Source organism: Psychrobacillus sp. FJAT-21963, assembly GCF_001420585.1.
In the GTDB taxonomy this organism is placed as follows: domain Bacteria; phylum Bacillota; class Bacilli; order Bacillales_A; family Planococcaceae; genus Psychrobacillus.
Window position 1 is genome coordinate 72,212 of sequence record NZ_LJIY01000003.1, and the last position, 19,034, is coordinate 91,245.

General features: G+C 34.3%; 13 protein-coding genes. 8 read left to right on the forward strand and 5 right to left on the reverse strand.

Going from position 1 to position 19,034, the window contains the following annotated elements:
• The 6 genes from AN959_RS09990 (at position 1) to AN959_RS10015 (ending at position 11,498) form a co-directional block, all read left to right on the forward strand.
• Entirely contained in the window at positions 1 to 840 is an 840-nt protein-coding gene (locus tag AN959_RS09990) for a DUF4007 family protein (protein WP_056830433.1), read from the forward strand.
• A 51-nt stretch (positions 841 to 891) separates the two neighbouring features.
• Positions 892 to 5,121 carry a hypothetical protein gene (locus tag AN959_RS09995; RefSeq protein ID WP_056830435.1) on the forward strand — a complete coding sequence of 1,410 codons (4,230 nt, stop codon included), beginning with the start codon at positions 892 to 894 and terminating at the stop codon, positions 5,119 to 5,121.
• 174 nt (positions 5,122 to 5,295) lie between these two features.
• Positions 5,296 to 6,162, forward strand: a complete 867-nt coding sequence (locus tag AN959_RS10000) for a DUF4007 family protein (protein WP_056830437.1) — start codon at positions 5,296 to 5,298, stop codon at positions 6,160 to 6,162.
• 9 nt (positions 6,163 to 6,171) lie between these two features.
• The gene (locus AN959_RS10005; protein ID WP_056830439.1) at positions 6,172 to 9,627 is read left to right on the forward strand and encodes a hypothetical protein; all 3,456 of its coding nucleotides are present in this window, start codon (positions 6,172 to 6,174) and stop codon (positions 9,625 to 9,627) included.
• Between the two features lie 13 nt (positions 9,628 to 9,640).
• Positions 9,641 to 11,116, forward strand: coding sequence for a hypothetical protein (locus tag AN959_RS21700; protein WP_253278904.1), 1,476 nt, complete (start codon positions 9,641 to 9,643; stop codon positions 11,114 to 11,116).
• 31 nt (positions 11,117 to 11,147) lie between these two features.
• A complete protein-coding gene (locus AN959_RS10015) occupies positions 11,148 to 11,498 on the forward strand; it encodes a hypothetical protein (RefSeq protein WP_056830441.1) in 351 nt (116 codons plus the stop codon).
• A 256-nt stretch (positions 11,499 to 11,754) separates the two neighbouring features.
• Here the strand turns inward: AN959_RS10015 and AN959_RS10020 are convergent, their stop codons facing one another.
• Both AN959_RS10020 and AN959_RS10025 read right to left on the reverse strand, forming a co-directional pair.
• On the reverse strand, positions 11,755 to 12,081 hold the full coding sequence (locus tag AN959_RS10020; RefSeq protein ID WP_056830444.1) for a nucleoside triphosphate pyrophosphohydrolase: 327 nt from the start codon (positions 12,079 to 12,081) through the stop codon (positions 11,755 to 11,757).
• A 19-nt stretch (positions 12,082 to 12,100) separates the two neighbouring features.
• Positions 12,101 to 12,616, reverse strand: coding sequence for a cysteine hydrolase family protein (locus AN959_RS10025; RefSeq protein WP_056830446.1), 516 nt, complete (start codon positions 12,614 to 12,616; stop codon positions 12,101 to 12,103).
• A gap of 524 nt (positions 12,617 to 13,140) precedes the next feature.
• Here AN959_RS10025 and AN959_RS10030 point away from each other — a divergent pair.
• Positions 13,141 to 13,872 (forward strand): MBL fold metallo-hydrolase, encoded by a 732-nt coding sequence (locus AN959_RS10030; protein WP_056830448.1) that lies wholly within the window; start codon positions 13,141 to 13,143, stop codon positions 13,870 to 13,872.
• Positions 13,873 to 14,056: 184 nt separating this feature from the next.
• Here AN959_RS10030 and AN959_RS21030 read toward each other — a convergent pair whose 3' ends face one another.
• The 3 genes from AN959_RS21030 to AN959_RS10040 all read right to left on the reverse strand — a co-directional run bounded on the left by AN959_RS21030 (position 14,057) and on the right by AN959_RS10040 (position 17,202).
• A complete protein-coding gene (locus tag AN959_RS21030) occupies positions 14,057 to 14,230 on the reverse strand; it encodes a hypothetical protein (protein ID WP_156350769.1) in 174 nt (57 codons plus the stop codon).
• A 564-nt stretch (positions 14,231 to 14,794) separates the two neighbouring features.
• Complete coding sequence (locus AN959_RS10035; protein WP_056830450.1) at positions 14,795 to 15,448, reverse strand: recombinase family protein; 654 nt, start codon at positions 15,446 to 15,448, stop codon at positions 14,795 to 14,797.
• Positions 15,449 to 15,741: 293 nt separating this feature from the next.
• Positions 15,742 to 17,202, reverse strand: coding sequence for a helix-turn-helix transcriptional regulator (locus AN959_RS10040; RefSeq protein WP_056830452.1), 1,461 nt, complete (start codon positions 17,200 to 17,202; stop codon positions 15,742 to 15,744).
• Between the two features lie 157 nt (positions 17,203 to 17,359).
• Between AN959_RS10040 and hutU the strand changes: the two genes are divergently transcribed.
• The gene (hutU, locus tag AN959_RS10045; RefSeq protein WP_056830454.1) at positions 17,360 to 19,030 is read left to right on the forward strand and encodes a urocanate hydratase; all 1,671 of its coding nucleotides are present in this window, start codon (positions 17,360 to 17,362) and stop codon (positions 19,028 to 19,030) included.
• The last annotated feature ends 4 nt before the right edge of the window (positions 19,031 to 19,034 follow it).

Consider the following 19,034-nt stretch of genomic DNA (forward strand, 5'->3'; position numbering starts at 1 on the left):
TTGAGTAAAGAAGAGTTAGTAACCTATCATCTTAACTTTCACCAAAGTTTTGCACCTGAAATGGAGGCCATCTCACGTATTGTGAGCTTGGCCGATTCAGATGCTGGTTTCTTAACGAAAGAAGAAATTTCAGAGCAAACAATGATTCCTACGGGCAAAAGTTCTGGAAAAGTTGAGCCTCATATTTATTATGCGGCAGCGATGAGATTAATTACTTTTGAAAAGTTAGATAAGAAGTATGAATGTAAGTTAACTCCGTTAGGAAGAACAATTTTAATTGAAGATAAATATTTAGTAGAAAATATTTCTCGCTTACTTCTGCATTATTTTTTATCGGACAAGGATTCACCAGCTCGTTTATGGTCATATCTATTTAACGATTTTATACCGCTAGTTATGCCACAATTTAAAAATGAAGTAATTCAAAATGCTGTTGAGCGCCAAGTGCAGAAAAACAATGTAAATTTAACACCTTTTAGAACAAGTTATACGAGTGACCTTTCATTAGGCAACTTGGAGTTGTTTCGAATAGAAGACTTTATTTATGAGGTAAAACCACACCGTATTTCAAAGGAAAATCGTTATGTATATGGATACTTGTTATTAACGAAGTGGGAAGAACTTCTTAGTGAACGCTCAGAAATTACATTCGACGAGATAACGAATAGACTGTATTTTGGTAAGCCCTTCCTTTGGGGAGAGCGCGAAGTACGTGATGCATTAGATTTGATGCAAGATGACGGTCTGATTAAAGTTAATGCACAATTATCACCAATTACAATTATAAAAAATCAGAATGCAGCTTTCTGTCTAGACAAGTTGTATTCACTATTAATTTGAATTTACTTATTAAGTATTAATACATAAAACGAGTGAGAGTGAGAGTAAAGTATGTATAAATTTCAAGATATTATTCGTTTTAAAAAGGAATTGTATTTCAATGGCGCTGTACAGGTCGACTGGTTCTACAATGATGCTAAGCAATATGATGTAGCAAGTAGTTTTGTATTTCACGGCCCTGAATATTTTGGTATTGATAAAAGTGAGATTACTTTTAAGAGCCACCGTCTGTTAGATACAGCCTCATTCATGAACGTATTAGTAGATAAAGTATATGGGGACAGCCAATTATCGAATTTCTTCTTAACGATTGCTCCGTATGGTACTGGTAAATCACATTTATCTGTAGCATTGGCCAGCTTTTTAAGTGGTAATTTAAAGGCACAAGGGGCAGTTCTGCGAAATTTAAAATCAGTCGATGCGAATATTGCGCAACAAGTTTCGAAACATGATTTAAAACCGAACTTAGTGTTGATTTTAAATGGTATGCGCGATTTTAACTTGAACTATGAAATTCTAAATGCGACTCAAAAAACATTAACAGCTCATAATATAGATGTAGAGTTTTTGAAAGAATTGACAAGATCGTACGATATTGCACGTGTGTTTGTAGAGAATACCTTTGACAATTATCAAGCATTGTATAAATCTTATAGTGATGTGTTAAGCAATACAAGTGCTAAATCTGATTTGAAGCAATATTTAATTGAGAATATTTTAGCTGATACGGATGTATTTGAAATAATCAATAAAGTATATAAAGAAATCAATGGTACATATATCCGATGGGATGAAGGTGTATCGGCCGGCGATGTACTAGAAAAAATCGCAGATAAGCTTTGTGGTGAACGTGAACCATTTAATAAAGTAGTCTTATTCTTTGATGAATTTGGGCGGTATATTGAGTTTGCTTCTAACAATCCAACAAAAGCATCTGATGCAGCTTTACAACAAATTTACGAAGCGGTACAAAATGCTGATGATAAAATTGTGTTCCTTGGTTTTATTCAGTCAGATTTAAAATCATATTTAACACGTGTTGATCGGACAGCAAATATTAATCGATATGTTGGTCGTTATGAATCAAGTGAAAAAATCCACTTATCATCGAACTTAGAAACAATTTTTGCTAATTTAGTTGAACGTAAAGATGCGAAAGTATTCAAAGATTTAGTAACTACTAAAATTGAGAAGAATGATAGTGAGTGGCAACTGTTCCACCGTAAATTTATGAATTGGGCACCGGAAGCGGATAACTCAAATGTTTGGAGTAATTACGAACACTTCAAAAAAGTAATTTTAGAAGGAATCTATCCATTACATCCACTTAATTCTTGGATTTTATCAAATTTGTCTTCGTGGTTACAGCAACGTTCATCTCTAACATTTTTAGAAACGCAAATAAACAATTTAGCGGATCAGCAGGTTAATGAATTTGGAGATTTATTGTTAGTACCAGCAACACGTATAATTCGAACTGAATTTTTTAATGAATTATTAGCCGCTGAACAAGAGGGGCGTAAACAAAGTGAGTATTGCATTTTATATAATCAAATATTAACAAAATACGGAGATAAATTAGATGAGCGAGCTAAAGAAACACTAGCAGCTATTTTAATTAGTCGTATTGGACGTTTTAAAACGCATAGTCGATATGAATCGGTAGAACTAGTAGCATATGCTGCTGGAATTTCTATTAAAGAAGTAGAATTAGCAATTAATCAGCTAGAAGATCAATTTGGGGTTCTAAGCTATGACGAGGTTGCTAACGTCTTCGATTTCATTGCGGATGCCATTGGTGTGAACGACTTTAAATTATTATTAAGAAAGAAAAGACGAAATACAGAAGTCGATATGTCGTTTATTTTTGATACGGGATTAGCAGAAGAGTTAAAACTAGAGGATATCGAAACTGCATTTGGAATAAAGCACTTTATTAAAACGCGTGAATGGAAATTCACTCAAAAAATTATTCATATTAATGATATGACACCACGTATATTGTCGAAAATTAAAATGGATCATCTTGAAGCATTAGAGCCGGATAAAGCGAAGGGACAAATTATTTGGTTATATGTGCCGAATGATTACAATGCTGAAATGTTCAAAACGATTCAACAGCTGTTAAAAAATGAAAAATTTGATTCTATTCCGGTAGCGTTCTTTATTCTAGATGATAAAGAAAATAAATTTTATGAAGCGATTCTTGATCATCGTGTTTCTAATAGCTTTACGCAACAGGAAACGGACAAATATAGACGCTTTATTTTAGATTATCAAGATAAAGCCCAATCTGTATTAGCTGATGCCTACCGGGAATTAGCTACCGAGAGACTTCTATTAACAGGCACAACAATTGAAAAAGTAAAACAAAGATTAAATGCATTTACTAATGATTTATTTGAAAGTTTATATACCCGAGTCATTCCGTTTTCTTATACAGAGTTTTCACATGCTACTTTAGGTAAGGCGAAAAAAGGGCTCTCACGCATTAGTCGTATTGTACTGTCGAATGCGATTTATCAAACTTTACATTCGGAGAGTGCAGATATCAAGGGACGTATTGAATCAATTTTATATCAAAAATCCGTAGAGTCTTGGGCTGTATTAAATGAGGAGTATAATTTAATTGCTCCAAAAAACCCTAAAGTCCAGTCTATTTTTAGTGAGTGGGATAGTTTGTTAGAGGAAAAAGGTGAATTTGATATTCAAAAATTATTTGATAAATATCAAAAAGTACCTTACGGACTAAACGACTATGCACTTTCATTATTAGTAGCAGTATTTTTGGCTTCGCGTAGAGAGGAAACGAAAACACAACTAGAAAATCAACGCATTCGTTTAGAGGAATGGTCTACAAAAGTTTATGTAGATAAAAATATTAATTTAAAAGTGATGTTTGAGACAAAAGTGATTCAAGTCAAGCCTGAAGAATCTGCAAATAAGTATGTGAATTTATATAAAAAAGTAGTACAAAACAGCGATGTTAGTGTGGCTAAAGATTTGTATGACCAGTTCAAAAATTTAAAATTAGAAGAAGATATTCCAGTAGAGTTAGAAGATAAAGTTACAAATATGGAAATTCTTTTAAAAGAAGGTAATAGACTATACGATGAAACAATAAAGTTATTTGGTGCTGTAAAACAAAAGCTAGCGGAAGCAAAGCGTAAAACGGATGATTTGCGTGGCGTGTTTGAGATTTTAGATACTACGAAAACTATTCAAAATGTTGTTGGTAGCTCAGATAAATATATTTATAATGAAGCACATTTAATTGAAGCGCGTATGATTGAAGATGCAGCTCATAAATATTTTGAAGAAACTTACCCAATATTTTTGAAAAACTTAAAGTGTCAATCTAGATCACAAGCTACTCAATTTGATAGTTGGTTAAAAAAGTTAATTACTTCGATGACGAATCATCAATACTTAGATGAAGCTCGAGCCTTGAAAACAAAGAAAGATCAAGTTTTAGATAATTTGGATCCTATACAAGATCGTGTTAACGAGTTTGTCTCCAGTTCAAACCCTAAAGCTTCATTAGGTTATACAAAATTAACAGATATTCAACTAAGTGGAGATAAACTGTTACCTCTAATTGAAAAAAGTAGACTTGCAGATAAAGAGAAAAAAGATAGTTTAGATTCAGTTAAACAGCTTATTGAACAATCTAAGTTAGCAATAAAGTCTTTAGATGATGAAGTAGGGCAAGTTTACAGTACAATTTATGACATACAATCTGTCAAAGACTGTGAAGAATTTTTCCTGAAAGTGAAAATTATATTAGTAAAAGATATTCGCGAGATGGATCGTGAAGGTATTGAAGAAGCTGCTAACCATGTGCAAAACTTCTTAAATGATATACCAGCGATCAAGGCGAAGCAGGACGATCGTTTTGAAGTAAATCAAGAATTTCAGTTATTAAAGGATAAATGGACTGAAATTGAATCTGAGGTTGATTTTATTCAAATCATCGAGAATTATGAAAAAGAAATCCAAGAGCGACTTAATCAAAAAGAGCAGGAATGGTTAAAACAATTCACTGTAGATGCCAGTATATTAAAATTATGGTCTGCGGAGCAATGTACAACATGGTTAAACAAAGTGAAAAGCACACCAAACTATTTAACTGATAATACCTTACTGAATTTATCGGAATTTAAACGACTTATTCATACACGTATGAAAGATTTGAATATTGAAGCAGTAATTAGTTTGTTCAACGATCTATCTGAGGAAGAAAAAGTTGAAGCAATAGAAAAAATGAGAACAATAATGTAATAATTCCCTGCACTTTGCAAAAAAAGTGCAGTTTTTTTACGAATGTATATTCGCTAATTGTTATAATTATTGTTATAATACTCATTGGATAGTGTCACCAGAAAGAAAATCTTGAATATATAGCAAAGGAAATTCTTCTGGGTATCTCATCCAGAAGAAAAGCGAGGGATTTAATTGGCTTACGGCAGACATGAAAGTTTCTACTTACGAAATAAATGGATCAGCAAAGGACTTAAACACGTTAGAAACAACAATAATTTCTTTTATGATAAAGACAATTTTGAAAAGATCGGTCTTGGTAAAAACATGGTACGATCATTACGTTTTTGGTTAACAGCTTTGAATTTAATAGAAGAAAATAATAAAAAACATACTTTAACTCCATTAGGGGAAATCATTTTTAAGCAAGATCGTTTGCTTGAAAAACCTTCTACAATAGCTATCTTACATTCAGAACTATTGTTAAATAAAGGTGATACTGCAACTGTATTTAATTGGTTCTTCACTCAATATAGCGAAACAATTACGACAAAAAAAGAATTAAAAGCAGCTTTTAAAGTATGGGTTAATAAAAAAGAGGCGAAAATTGTAGCGGAAAAATCGCTTGATCGAGATATCGATGTTTTAATTCAGTTGTATACAAAAGAAGCGAATGAAAGTGACCCGGAAGACACGATTTTTAGTCCATTCACAGCGTTACATCTAATGAAAGAGGAACGTTCGGGTGAGAAGAGTGATACGATTCGTAAAAATTCGATACAGTATGATAGTGAAGACCTCACAGCTTTTTACTACACATTAATTCGTTACGCCCAAAAAGAAAAAGTTGAACATATTCAATTGGATGAAATTATGTCACATGATACATTATGGGGGAAAATATTTAATTTATCAAAGACAGAAGCAATTGATATTTTAAATAATCTAACTTCACATGAAGAATATCCAATTGAGTATGTTCGCACAAATAACTTAGATAACGTTAAGATTCCGCAAATAAATGAATTACAATTTTTGGAATCGCAGTTACCGATAGATTAGGTGGAAATGATGACATTTAAAACAAGCGTAAATATTAGATTTGATATTGGTAAAGAAGAATTTATTAATCGTTATATCCCTACACCGTCACATACAGAGGCTTTAATCGGCTTATTAGATGGTTTTATAGGAACAGGAAATCGTTCCCACATTATCGTTGGAGCATATGGTACTGGGAAGTCATTATTAGCGACTGTTGTCAGTACGGTAATGTCGAAACAAACAACGAGCATTGAAAAGTTAAGCAACAAATTCCATCATTTTAATGATGAAATCGCGGAAAAAATTCAACAAGCAAGTACAACGGATAAAAAGTATTTACCTATTGCATTAAGTGGTAACGAAGGGCGCTTCCGTAAATCGATTATCAAAGCATTACAGCAAGCACTACGTAATGAAGGGATCCATATTGTTTTACCTGGTGTAGCAGCGAAAATCGTACAGTCGATTACCGTGTGGAAAGAATCTTTCCCACAAACATTTGAACAATTCGAAGTGTTAGCGGAAGAAGCAAATTATGAATTAGAAGACTTAAAATCGAAGATTATCGAAGAAGATGAAGATACAATTCAATGGTTTTATGAAATTTATCCAAAATTAACTTCAGGCGCACAATTTGAAATAGACTATAGTTATAATTTTCTGCTGAAAATAGAATCTTTATTAAAGGTTGCGAATGCACATAATATAGGCTTTATTATTATTTATGATGAGTTTGGAAGATTCTTACAAGGGTTGCCGAGTGTTTTAATGAATGAAACAATGCAAGACATTCAAGATTTAGCTGAAGTAGCTGATCGTGAAACAGCGTTACATTTCATGTTAATTACACATAAAAATTTACGACAATATTTTACGGGCTTTAATGAAGAAGTAGCGAAGGAATTTCAACGTGTTGAAAAACGCCTGCACCAATATAATATTTCAAGTGACCAAGCCACATTTTTAAAGATAGCTCAAGTGATTTTAACGGAAAACTTAGAGCATAAACCAAGCATCGATCCTAAGCTTGCACTAGTGATGACACAAGGAATTCAAACATTTCCATTGTTCCCGATTTTAAATGTAGAGGATCGTCAACGAGTTATTGTTGAATCGTTATATCCAGTGCATCCGGTAACAGTATATTTATTGCCGAAGCTTTCTAGCGTATTTGGACAGAACGAACGTACATTATTCACGTTTTTAGAAAGTAATGAAACGGGTGGACTGCAAAACCATATTTCTAAAACAGATGCATACTATTCACCCTATAAATTATTCGATTACTTCTTCACGAGTGTAGAAGATACTGAAATGAACGGTGCAGTAGCAGAGCAATTTGTGCTTTACCGAAAAGCACTATCTCGTATAAATTCGGAGGAAGTAGATTTAGAAGTAGCGGAAGCTATTTTGAAATTCATTTCTTTATGGCAAATTTGTAACTTATCGATTCATCAAAAGTTAACTAATGAATTTTTACAATTTGCACTGCTATTAGATGAGGATGCACTTGAATATGTGTTGAAGAAGTTATCAGATGTTAAAGCAATTCGTTTTAATCCACTAACATACGTTTGGGAAATTCACGCAGGTAGTATTGTAGATTTACAACAAAAAATCGAAAATCAGAAAAAGTCATTCGTACTAAACCCTGAAGTAGTACGCAGAATATTATTATCAAATTTTAAAGCGAAATATTTCTTCCCGAACCATTTTAACGATGTGAACGAAATGACTCGTTTTGCAAAAGTAACACTTGTTTTAGAGTCGGAATTAAATAAATTAAATCAATATCGACTGAAAAATGGTTGTTATGATGTGAACATTTATTATATTATTGCAGACAGTTCTAATCCGAAAAAAGTATTAGAGTATATCTCAAATAAACAAAGTTTTAGTAAAGAAATTTATGTTGTACATCCTGAACCACTGAAGAAAATTAAATTGCACTTATTAAATGCTGCCATTCTAAAGGAGTTTACAATAGATAAAAACTTACTAGCAGAAGATAAAGGAATCTTAGAAGAAATTAAGATCTTACAAAATGAAGCTGCTTTTATAGTTGCAAAGTATATTAATAAGTTGCAGCATTTAGATAGAGAGTTATTATGGTATCACGTGGATGGCTCACAAAAGCCACAATCTGAAAAAGAAATGTCAACATGGCTTTCGATGATTTGCACAAAACTATACCCAGAAACACCGAAGATTGTAAATGACTCATTTAACCGTATGAACTTATCATCTCAACAAAAAGCTGGTTCTAAGCAAGTAATTGATGCCATTCTAGAGCATCCAAAAGAAGAGCAATTCGGTATTTCTGGTACTGGTCCAGCATATGCAATTTATGCAGCCATATTTAAAAATAATGAGCATTTTGAACAAAATGTTCATACGATGGATTATGAAAATATCGCATATCAACCTTTTGCGAAGTTACGAAGAGAAATTTTAACACTATTAGAACGTAAACCAAAAGGTAGCTTTGCAGACTTAGTGCGAATCTTTACTTCTACGCCATATGGGATCCGTCGACCGGTTGTGCCTCTATTATTAGTTGCATTGATGAGGGATCGTTGGAGTGAATTTATGCTGTATCGTAATGATATTTTTGTACCAGGACTAAACGGCGAAAAGTTATATGAGATTTTAGAAGAAGAAGGCGCAGAAAACTATCGCTATACTTATGAAAAAATTGCTGACAATAATCTGAAGTTTTATAACAAAATTAATACAGTTTTCGCAGACTTTACGGAAGAACGTTTAGAAGGGCAAAATGTTTCTCGATTGATTCAAACCTGTGGTACTTTAGTAAAATGGTTACGTTCGTTACCACGTTATGTACAAATTACACAGCAAGTATCATCAGAATTTGAAACATTACGCACGCTAATTAAGCAAACAGAAGTAAAACCACAACAAAGCTTAAATGATTTATATGATGCTTTTGGCCATAATATTGAAGCACTTCAAGCGGTGAAAGAATATGCAGAAGCATTAATAGAAATAAAACGACAACAGGCATTTGAAGAATTCAAGAGTATTACATCTTTAACATCAAAAGAACAGCTAATAACATGGCTTAATCAGCATGAATCATTTAAGAAAACAAATGATTTAGTAAAAGCATTAAATTATGTGCAAGATAGTGATACGTGGATTGATGAGTTTTTAGAGTTATATACAGGCGTACGCTTTGAAGATTGGTCTGACAAAACGTTCGAAAAATTTGTTAGTGAGATAGTAGAAAGTGTTCGAGAATTAACGAAGAGTGCGTTAGGTGAAGATATTGCGGATCAAACAAATGTAGTATCTATTACGATTGGGGATCAAACGAAGACAATTGCGAAAACGGAATTCTCGGTTAAATCGAAAACAGTATATTCTAATATCGATCGTATAATAAAAAATGCAGGACGTAATATCCCGAAAAACGAAATCGAATATATGATTTTTCTATTAATGCAAGATTACGTTGAATAATGAGGTGAAAGAAATGGACCAACATATTGTAGCGGGTTTTGGTGGTATATATAGCAGCTATACTGTTCATGAGATAAAGAAAACAGTAGCACCAGAAGCAATTAAACTATTTTTTGTAGATTTATTTAGTGATGTTTCAGATGAGCCACTCTATTTAAATAATGCTCAATTTATGAGTGATGTTGCATCTAAGTTAGAAATAGAATTAGTTAATGTAGATGTATCGAAAAGCTCGGAGAAAAAATTAGATACGATTTTGACCGATAATTTAGCGGCTAAATTATCTAGCTTTGCAGAACAAATTACAGAAATGTATGAAGATCTATCGAAGGTTACTGTGCATTTTCCAGCGACACCTCTATGCTTAAAAGGACAAAATAGAATTTGTGTTGAAAGTGTTGAAAATGAATGGGCAGATACGTATGAAGTTAGAGCTTTGTTTGAAAAACTTCTTCCTCAAGTAAATGTAGTGTTTTCACTGGAAGGTTTAGATGAAAAAGTAAATATCAAAGAGGAAATCCAAGATAAGTGGGAAGTTGAATTGCCACGTTCTGAGCGTAAACGTGTGCATATTGCAATGTTCTCAGGGGGCGCGGGTAGTGCCTATGTAGCATATTATATGGTACAAGCTTATGGCAAAGAAAACTGCAAGTTATTTTTTACTAATACACTTTGGGAAGATGAAGATAATTTACGCTTTATGGATGAGGTTTCAGAATATGTTGGTTTGGAGATTACCGAAATATTAGATGGCCGTACGCCCGAAGAAGTATTCTTTGACATGAGATATTTAGGGAACTCTCGTCTAGCGAAATGTTCGGAAGAACTTAAAGTGAGACAAACATTGGTTTATTTAGAGGAACTTCGCGACAATGAACAGGTAGAACCAATTCTTTACTTTGGAATAGCGCCACATGAAAAACATCGTCGTGATGATAGCCATGTGAAGAGAAAAAACAATATCATTGAAGAGAATAGTGCAGATATGAACATCCGCAAAGCAGCAGGTATTCGATCATTCTATGCTCACTTCCCTCTGGAACCAATTGAAACACGCTTCCCTTTAATTGAGACATTGCGTGAAGACGTGGATGCTAAAGGAATTATACAATTTGAGTGGGGAATTTCATTACCTAGAATGTATACAGCTGCAATTGAAGCAGCAGAAGTGGATGGAAATATATTAGCCCAGAAGTTAGTGGAAAAGGGCATAAATGGTTTTTCTCATGCTAACTGTGGTGGCCGTTGTGTGCGAGGAGGTTTTCAACACTATGCAACACTTTTTGCTATATGGCCAGATCAATATCAAGAACAAGAAGATATGGAAAATCGGTTCCGGGAACATTTTGAAAAGAATGTTTCAATCTTGAAGAAAGATGGAGGACCATATACATTGAAGCAATATCGTGAAGACATGGAAGCGAATGGTGTAGAGAAGTATCTATTCCAGCCAGACGACACAATTCCCTGTGTATGTTCGTTCTCATAAAATCTTTACTTAGAAGTGGAGGAACTATAAAATGTCAGTATGTAATGGATGTCAAAAATCGTTTGAAGAGAGTCTGTTAATTACGACAGATCATTTCCGCGGAGAAGCTTTGGTGCAATATTGTGATGTTTGTTTTTTAGAAGGTGCACGTGATGGCTTTGGTGATAAGTCTTTACAATGTGAATGCGGAGAAAAAATGATTTTAGATCAAGATGATGAAGAAGTATTAAGTTTAGCTAAAGACCAGGAAGTGATATTTTATCGTTGCAAAAAGGTTGTTGAAGCTAGATTAGCTAAAAATTACGACTTAGTGGAGCAAATGGAAGATGAACATGAATGGGTAGGTTTATATGTGATTCAACCAGAAGATGACTATGAATAATTTTAAAATATAATAATNTTCAACTGCATAGAAAACCAATTAAAAACTTCCATTTTATTAGATGTGATAATTTTATATAAAAATAGGCAACTTTCGGTTTGATTTTGAACTGAAAGTTGCCTATTCATTTAGTTATTATTCCTTTCTTTCTTATAAGAGCTTTTTTCATAGTGATGCAGTTACCCAGTAAATACTAGTTGCATCGGCGGAAAGCTTTGTTAAATCCTGAACGAGATTCGATGTAATAAGCCGTAACTTATTCATCCTCAACCTCTATTAAATAAATTCCATCTTCAAATCCACCACGTTTTTCTTTTTTCGCAATGCGGATTTCCTCTAGTTCTTCATATGTTGCTTCATGGATAGGAAGGGCTGCATGGATTAGTTCTAAAATATCAGCAAGTTCCTCTAGAGTGTCTTGGCGATTCATAGTTTCTTGAAATTCTCTTACTTCTTCATATAGTTTTTTCTTTATTTCAGTCAGGTGTTCAGATGGATCTAGTGTCCGTGTGGTGAACTTACTCTCGGATTTTTCAATGACTTGTGGTATTAAGTCTCGGACTAGCTTGTTGTAAACTGGCATTGGTATTCCTCCTAATTGTTTAACTAAATGTAATATCCTTTGCTTCCTTCGTGTCAGCGAACCATCTTAATACATTGTTGTGGTGATTGATAATTTGTTGTGCAGTCAATTCCTCTGAGTCCCATGTGCTGTGTGCATCCGTTATTAGCGTTATATCGTAGCCTAAGCTATAGGCATTTCTGCAAGTTGTGTCTACGCATATTTCCGATTGGATCCCGGCAAGGACTAGGTGCTCAATCTGTTGTTTTTGAAGTTCGTCATGTAAGTCCGTTTTATAAAAGGCATCAGGCGTTGTCTTTTGAATAATGATGTCTGTAGGATTAGGTTTTATTTCAGGGTGTATTTCCCATACTTTAGAACTGTTTTCTAGGTAAGTGTAGTTGTGCTGGATATATAAGACGGGAATATGATGATTGCGTGCATTTTCTAATAGGTGCTTAAGTTTGATAATAAGCTTGGTCGAGTTAAATACAGGACTTTCATCTTGAAACATACCGTTTTGAACATCAATTAATAAAAGGGCAGTTTTTTTCATATCGTTCTCCTCCAGGCATCTATTTTTTATTTAATTATAGATTGGTAGCTTTAGGAATACAAACGAGTGTAATAATAGTAATTATCCTTTCCTATTCTACATAGTATCGATAAAATAATGGATACTATAATTGTAAGCAAAAAGGAGTGATACTTATGGCAATGTGTCCTTTATGTAATTCATTAAAAGAATTAGAAGTTTCTTTGCCCAGAATGTAATACTCGGTTAGATGACTCAGGGAAGGTATCTGATTTTTTAGTTCCATATGGACATTATAACGATGAAGAGACTGTGAAAATGGGTGATGGGTATCCGAATACTGGCCTAGAGCCTCTTAAAAGGCGGTGTAATGGTTTATTTCAGAACGAAATAAAAAACGTTCTTCTAGTAACTAGCGATAAAAAAGAAAATCTAAAGGTTTTTTTATATAAGTGAGGGGATTTATTATTAAGCTCTTTCTAATTTACCATGCTAATATTGTGGTATTAGATGATAAGAAGGATTCGAAGAAAGAGGCTAAAACTATGGACTGTAGAGTGATTGGTATGTGGGGAGGATTCCCTAAAAAAAATGGTCCTTGTTCGGGCTATTTAATTCAGCATGAGGGATTTTCGTTATTAATTGATTGTGGAAGTGGTGTATTAACGGAATTACAAAATTATATTGATTTAAATGATATAAATCATGTCATTCTAAGCCATTACCATTATGATCATTTTAGTGATATAGGAGCGTATTTATTTTCTAGACTAGTGAATACACATTTAGGTAGAGTTGGCGAAGAGTTAATTGTTTATGGACCTGCGGACGAAGATATGAAAAGGCAGGTGGAGGATGTAGCTTATTCTCGATTTACTTCTTTTAGCGAAAAGAGTAAATTAGAAATCGGACCGTTCACATGTACATTTATGAGAAATATCCATCCAGTAGAAACGTATAGTATAAAAATTGAATGTGACAATAAAAGTATTGTATTTACATCTGATACTAGCTTTAAGCATGACTTAATTTCATTTGCAGCTAATAGCGATCTTCTTATTACTGAATGTAGCCTGTACGAAGGAATAGACGGAGTAGGATCGGGACATATGACGTCTGAGCTTGCAGGGATACTAGCATATCAATCAAATGCAAAAAAGGTGTTATTAACACATCTTCCACACTACGGTGATTTAAACGATTTATTAGATAGTGCGAAAAAACAAGGAAATCAAAACATTGAGTTAGCAGAGCCAGGAATGTTAATAGAATTATAAAAGCTGATAGAATGACTGTTCTTTGCACGGACTGCCATTTTTGAGACAGTATGAAAATACATTATTTAGTAGCCAGTTGACGGTATTTTACCGGCGACTGGCTTTTTTTACAATCGGGGCAGACATAGGTGCTTGCGCATTTCTTGTGGTAGATTGTTGGAAGATTGGTTGTTGCCTTTTTGAATTAAAGCATTTTTGTATTATCGGTTTTATCTGTCGTTGGTCTTTCTACTTTAGGTTTAATATGCTGTTTGGCGATATCAGGATTCATTTGTATCGTTGCAGCATCTAAATTATTATTCATTGCACCTTGATCATTGAACTGCTTTTCATTTTTCGGGCTTACATCATGTTTCAAGCTACTTTCCCTCCAATTTGATTCGACCTATGCCTTATTTTGCTCTGTAAAATATATATAATGTATAGTTTAGGTAGAAATATTTTCAACTTGATAATCAAGTGTAAAAAGTGGTAAATTTTACATAATAGAAGGAAAGGGGAGGAATGGCATTAGGACCTTATTAGAATTAGTCCGAATTATTTTCATATTTTTTATCATCGGTGGCATTCTAGGTTATTTACTAGAATTTGTTTATGTTGAACTGGGCATTGATACTGAAAAATATGGTTGGTTGGTCTTTTTTGCTATTTTTCTTCTTATTTTCTTGCTTTATAGAAATAAATTGCAATTTAGCGGATGGTATAAAGGAGCAGGTAGGAGAAAGTTGCCAAAAACAGTGGCTCAAATTCTTTTATTTAGTGCAGTTTTTCTCTTAATATTACCGGCAATTCTAAGTATTTTAGTTAACTAGGTAGTGTGGACTTTATATATAATGAGGGGGGAATCATACATAAAAATAGACTAGATATACGAGTATCCAGACTATAACTACAAACCTCAAAAAAGTGGTAGGTCTTTAAATTAAACCTTCTCTCTCTCTTTATACTCTTTTAATCGTCTAAAGAAAGTTGCTTGAGTTAGAATGTCTTTACCATTCGCATCTTTTCCGTAATCTTCTATAAGTTGAGCAACAGTGATTTTTCCATCAGCCTTTATAAATTCCTTTACGGCTTTTTCATAAATCTTTTTATTAACGCTAGGACGTCCAAATTTTACACCATTTTTCTTAGCCTCTTCTATTGCAGGTTTAGTCCGTTCAATTATAAAAGTTCGTTCCATTTCTGCCATTAAAGAAAGCATAGTCATAAGTGCTTTAGTCATTTGACCAGTTAAACTGTCTTCACTATCGTTTCTAGTATCTATATTTGAATCAAGAACGACTAAATGAATTCCTTTTTCTTTGAAGTATTCAACGATTGACATAACATCAACCATAGAACGACCTAGACGGTCTAATTTATGAACAACTACTAAATCACCAGTTACAAGACGGTCCTTTAGTCTATTCCATTCCGTGCGATTTTTAGCGTCTTTCCCACTCATTTTTTCCGAATAGATATTTTTAGGATCTACACCTGCTTTAGTTAGTGCCTCCACCTGCAATCCTAAATCTTGTTGAACTATGCTTACTCTCGCATATCCATAAGTTGTCCCTGTTGTAATTTCGCTTGTCATGTTTAAAATACCGCCTTTAAAGTTCTTCGTTTATTTAACCAATAAAACATTATATCAAATGTCAAAGAATTTTAAGTGTGTAAAATTTTACATATAAAACTGTGTTCATCATTAAAAAGGTTTTATCAAGATAAAACGTGGGATTTGAAGAGTGGCTGTTAAATCGAGATCAGAAAGTATACTACTATGAATGGTTAGGTTCTCTTCTGATTATAGTAGCTTTTTTTATTATCTTTATAGGTGAGCGATGATAGAAGGTGACCTTCAAAATCGGTTTTCACCGATCTATGGGATCACCTTAGTTTTATTTGCTGACGATAGGATAAGGGGCTACACTCATATTTCAACTTATATACTTTGGAGAAATAATTCGCGTCGTTAAAACCAGTGGTAGATGCGATTTCACTGACGGATAGGTTCGTTTCTAGTAAAAGCTGACTTGCATGGGAAAGCCGTTTTTTATTGACATACTGTTTAAAGGTAATGCCTTTTGTTTTTGAAAAAAGCATACTTAAATAGCTGGCGCTAATGCCTAAGAATTCTGCCATTGTTTCTAGATTTAACTTGTTATCTGTATAGTAAACATCGATATAGTCTAGAGCAGCATTCACGTAGTCAAACTGGCCTTTTTCTTTTTGCAGAACGGCTTGGTTCATCACATCCTGGCAGAAGAGGACGAATTCTTGGATGATTGTGTAGAGTACCGGGTGATTTAAAATAATATCAAATAGACGATTGTATTTTTGCTCCAAATCTATCTTCTTTTCCATCTGGTATTTCAATATGAAGCGCCTCACTTGAGCGAGTATACTTGTTAGATGGATGCGAAGGCTATCTGGCTGATAATACGTATCTATCGAGGAAATGTTATATAAAAATTGTTTAATCATTTGTACATTATTTTGCTCGAGGCTATTGATCCAAAGGCGCTGCTGTTCAATCGTTAAAAAGGGATCAAAATTTGTATAGGTTGGATGTTGACTTACTAAAAAAATCTGAGAGAAACCGTTTTGGAATCGTAAATTTAATGCCTCTCTCAATGCGTTATACATCGTTTTAACGGATTGATTTGGCAAATCATAGATGGCAATATTTAAATTTGCGTTGTACGTATTTGCCCATTCTCGAATGATTGATTTTGCTTTTTTTAATAGCTCCTCCATCGACTCATCATTGGAAAACCCTACTACTCTCTTTGATAAAGCATAGAAGCTAAAGTGCTTTTGTGATTGCAACCAATGAAAAAGTAACTCATTTTGCTCCAAAAACTCTGTTTCAATCATTAGGCAGAAATTAAATTCCTCTAATTGTATAGAGGTTTCCTCTAAGAATAACGCTCGGTACACCGAATTCTGCTCACCAAGTGGAAGCATTTTTCCACTTTCGTTTAAAACCTGCCTCGTAGCATATGTTAGGTATTGCTTTAACAAATCTAAATCAAGTGGTTTAACGAGTAGTGTAAGTGCACGTAAAGAAAGTGCCTCTAGTGCATTTTTAAATAGCGGCTCTGCTGTCATGGTGATGAGATGATGAGAATGAAGTGTTAGAACCTTCTTCAATTCATTTGCCTCATCCTGAGCTAGTAACTCAATCTCCAGTAAAATAATCTCTGGATTCTCTTTTTCTATCCACTTTATAGCCTCAGCAATAGTTCCTGCCTCGAAAACAGATAAAATGTCTAATTGATATCGTTTGATATACCAATGAATTCCAGTTCGTTCGGTTTGATCACGATCAATTATTAATAGCTTCATATTGTTTCGCACCTGTCTTTTATTTCGATTTATTAAAAATGGATAATAAATTTAATATANATTCCATGTAATATAAAGAAATTCCTCTTTTTTATAACTTTAATCCATATACTTATTATTTTTAGAATTTTACAATTATAAAAAGGGAGTGATGGATATGGAAAACGTATTACAGAATATTAAAGCACCAACTGGAAGTCAGTTATCGTGTAAGGGGTGGACACAAGAGGCGGCAATGCGAATGCTTATGAACAACTTGGATCCAGAGGTAGCAGAAAATCCAGATGAGCTTGTTGTATACGGAGGGATTGGGAAGGCAGCTCGTAATTGGGAGAGCTACGCACAAATTATTGAGTCATTGAAAACGTTGGAAAATGATGAAACATTAATAGTGCAATCAGGTAAGCCTGTCGCAGTATTCCGCACGTATGAGCATTCACCAAGGGTATTAATTGCAAACTCTAATTTAGTGCCTGCTTGGGCAAACTGGGAGCATTTTTATGAATTAGAAGATAAGGATTTAATGATGTATGGACAGATGACCGCTGGTAGCTGGATTTACATCGGTGCTCAAGGTATATTGCAAGGTACTTATTTGAGCTTTGTAGAAGCTGGCAAGAAAGTGTTTGGCAACACAGATTTACGTGGGAAGTTGATTTTGACTGGCGGTATGGGAGGCATGAGTGGCGCTCAACCATTAGCAGGAAAAATGGCTGGGGCAGTTATTATAGTAGTAGAAGTAGATAAAAAACGTATTGAACGTAAAATAAAAGAAGGTTATTGTGACTATTTAGTGGAAGATTTAGACGAAGCATTAGAGTTGGCGAAGGCGCTCCAGGATAAAAAAGAACCCGTATCTATCGGACTTGTTGGAAACTGTGCAGATGTGTACCGAGAAATTTATGAACGGGGCATTATACCAGACTTCGTAACGGATCAAACAAGTGCACATGATCCATTAAACGGGTATATACCAAATCATATGTCCCTTGCAGAAGCACTGCAATTACGCAAAGATAATCCGAAATTATATGAGCAAAAGTCTAAACAAGCAATGGCAGACCATGTGCAAGCAATGCTTGATTTCCAAACATCAGGTGCAGAGGTATTTGACTATGGAAACAACATCCGTAAATATGCGCAAGAAATGGGCGTTAAAAATGCTTTTGATTTCCCTGGATTTGTGCCTGCTTATATACGTCCATTATTCTGCGAAGGAAAAGGACCATTCCGTTGGGCTGCACTATCAGGTGATCCAGAGGATATTTATAAAACAGATGCACTGGCAAAAGAAATGTTTGCAGATGATGAAGGGCTAGTGAACTGGATTAATATGGCGCAAAAAATGGTGAAGTGGCAAGGGCTTCCTGCACGAATTTGTTGGCTTGGATATGGTGATCGTCACCGTTTTGCTTTAAAAGTAAATGAAATGGTTGCTTCAGGTGAACTAAAAGCACCAATTGTTTTTGGACGTGATCATTTAGACTCTGGCTCAGTTGCATCTCCTAACCGTGAAACGGAAGGGATGAAGGATGGTTCGGATGCAGTTTCTGATTGGCCAATTTTAAATGCATTAGTGAATACAGCAGGTGGCGCAAGCTGGGTAAGCGTACATCATGGTGGCGGAGTAGGTATGGGGTACTCCCAGCATGCTGGTCAAGTACTCGTCGCTGATGGGACAGAGATGGCTGCGGAAAAAATTAATCGCGTATTAATATCAGATCCTGGTATGGGCATTGTGCGTCATGCAGATGCAGGCTATGATATCGCGATTAAAACGGCACAGGAAAAGAATGTTCAGATGCCAATGTTAAAAACAAAAGGATGATGAT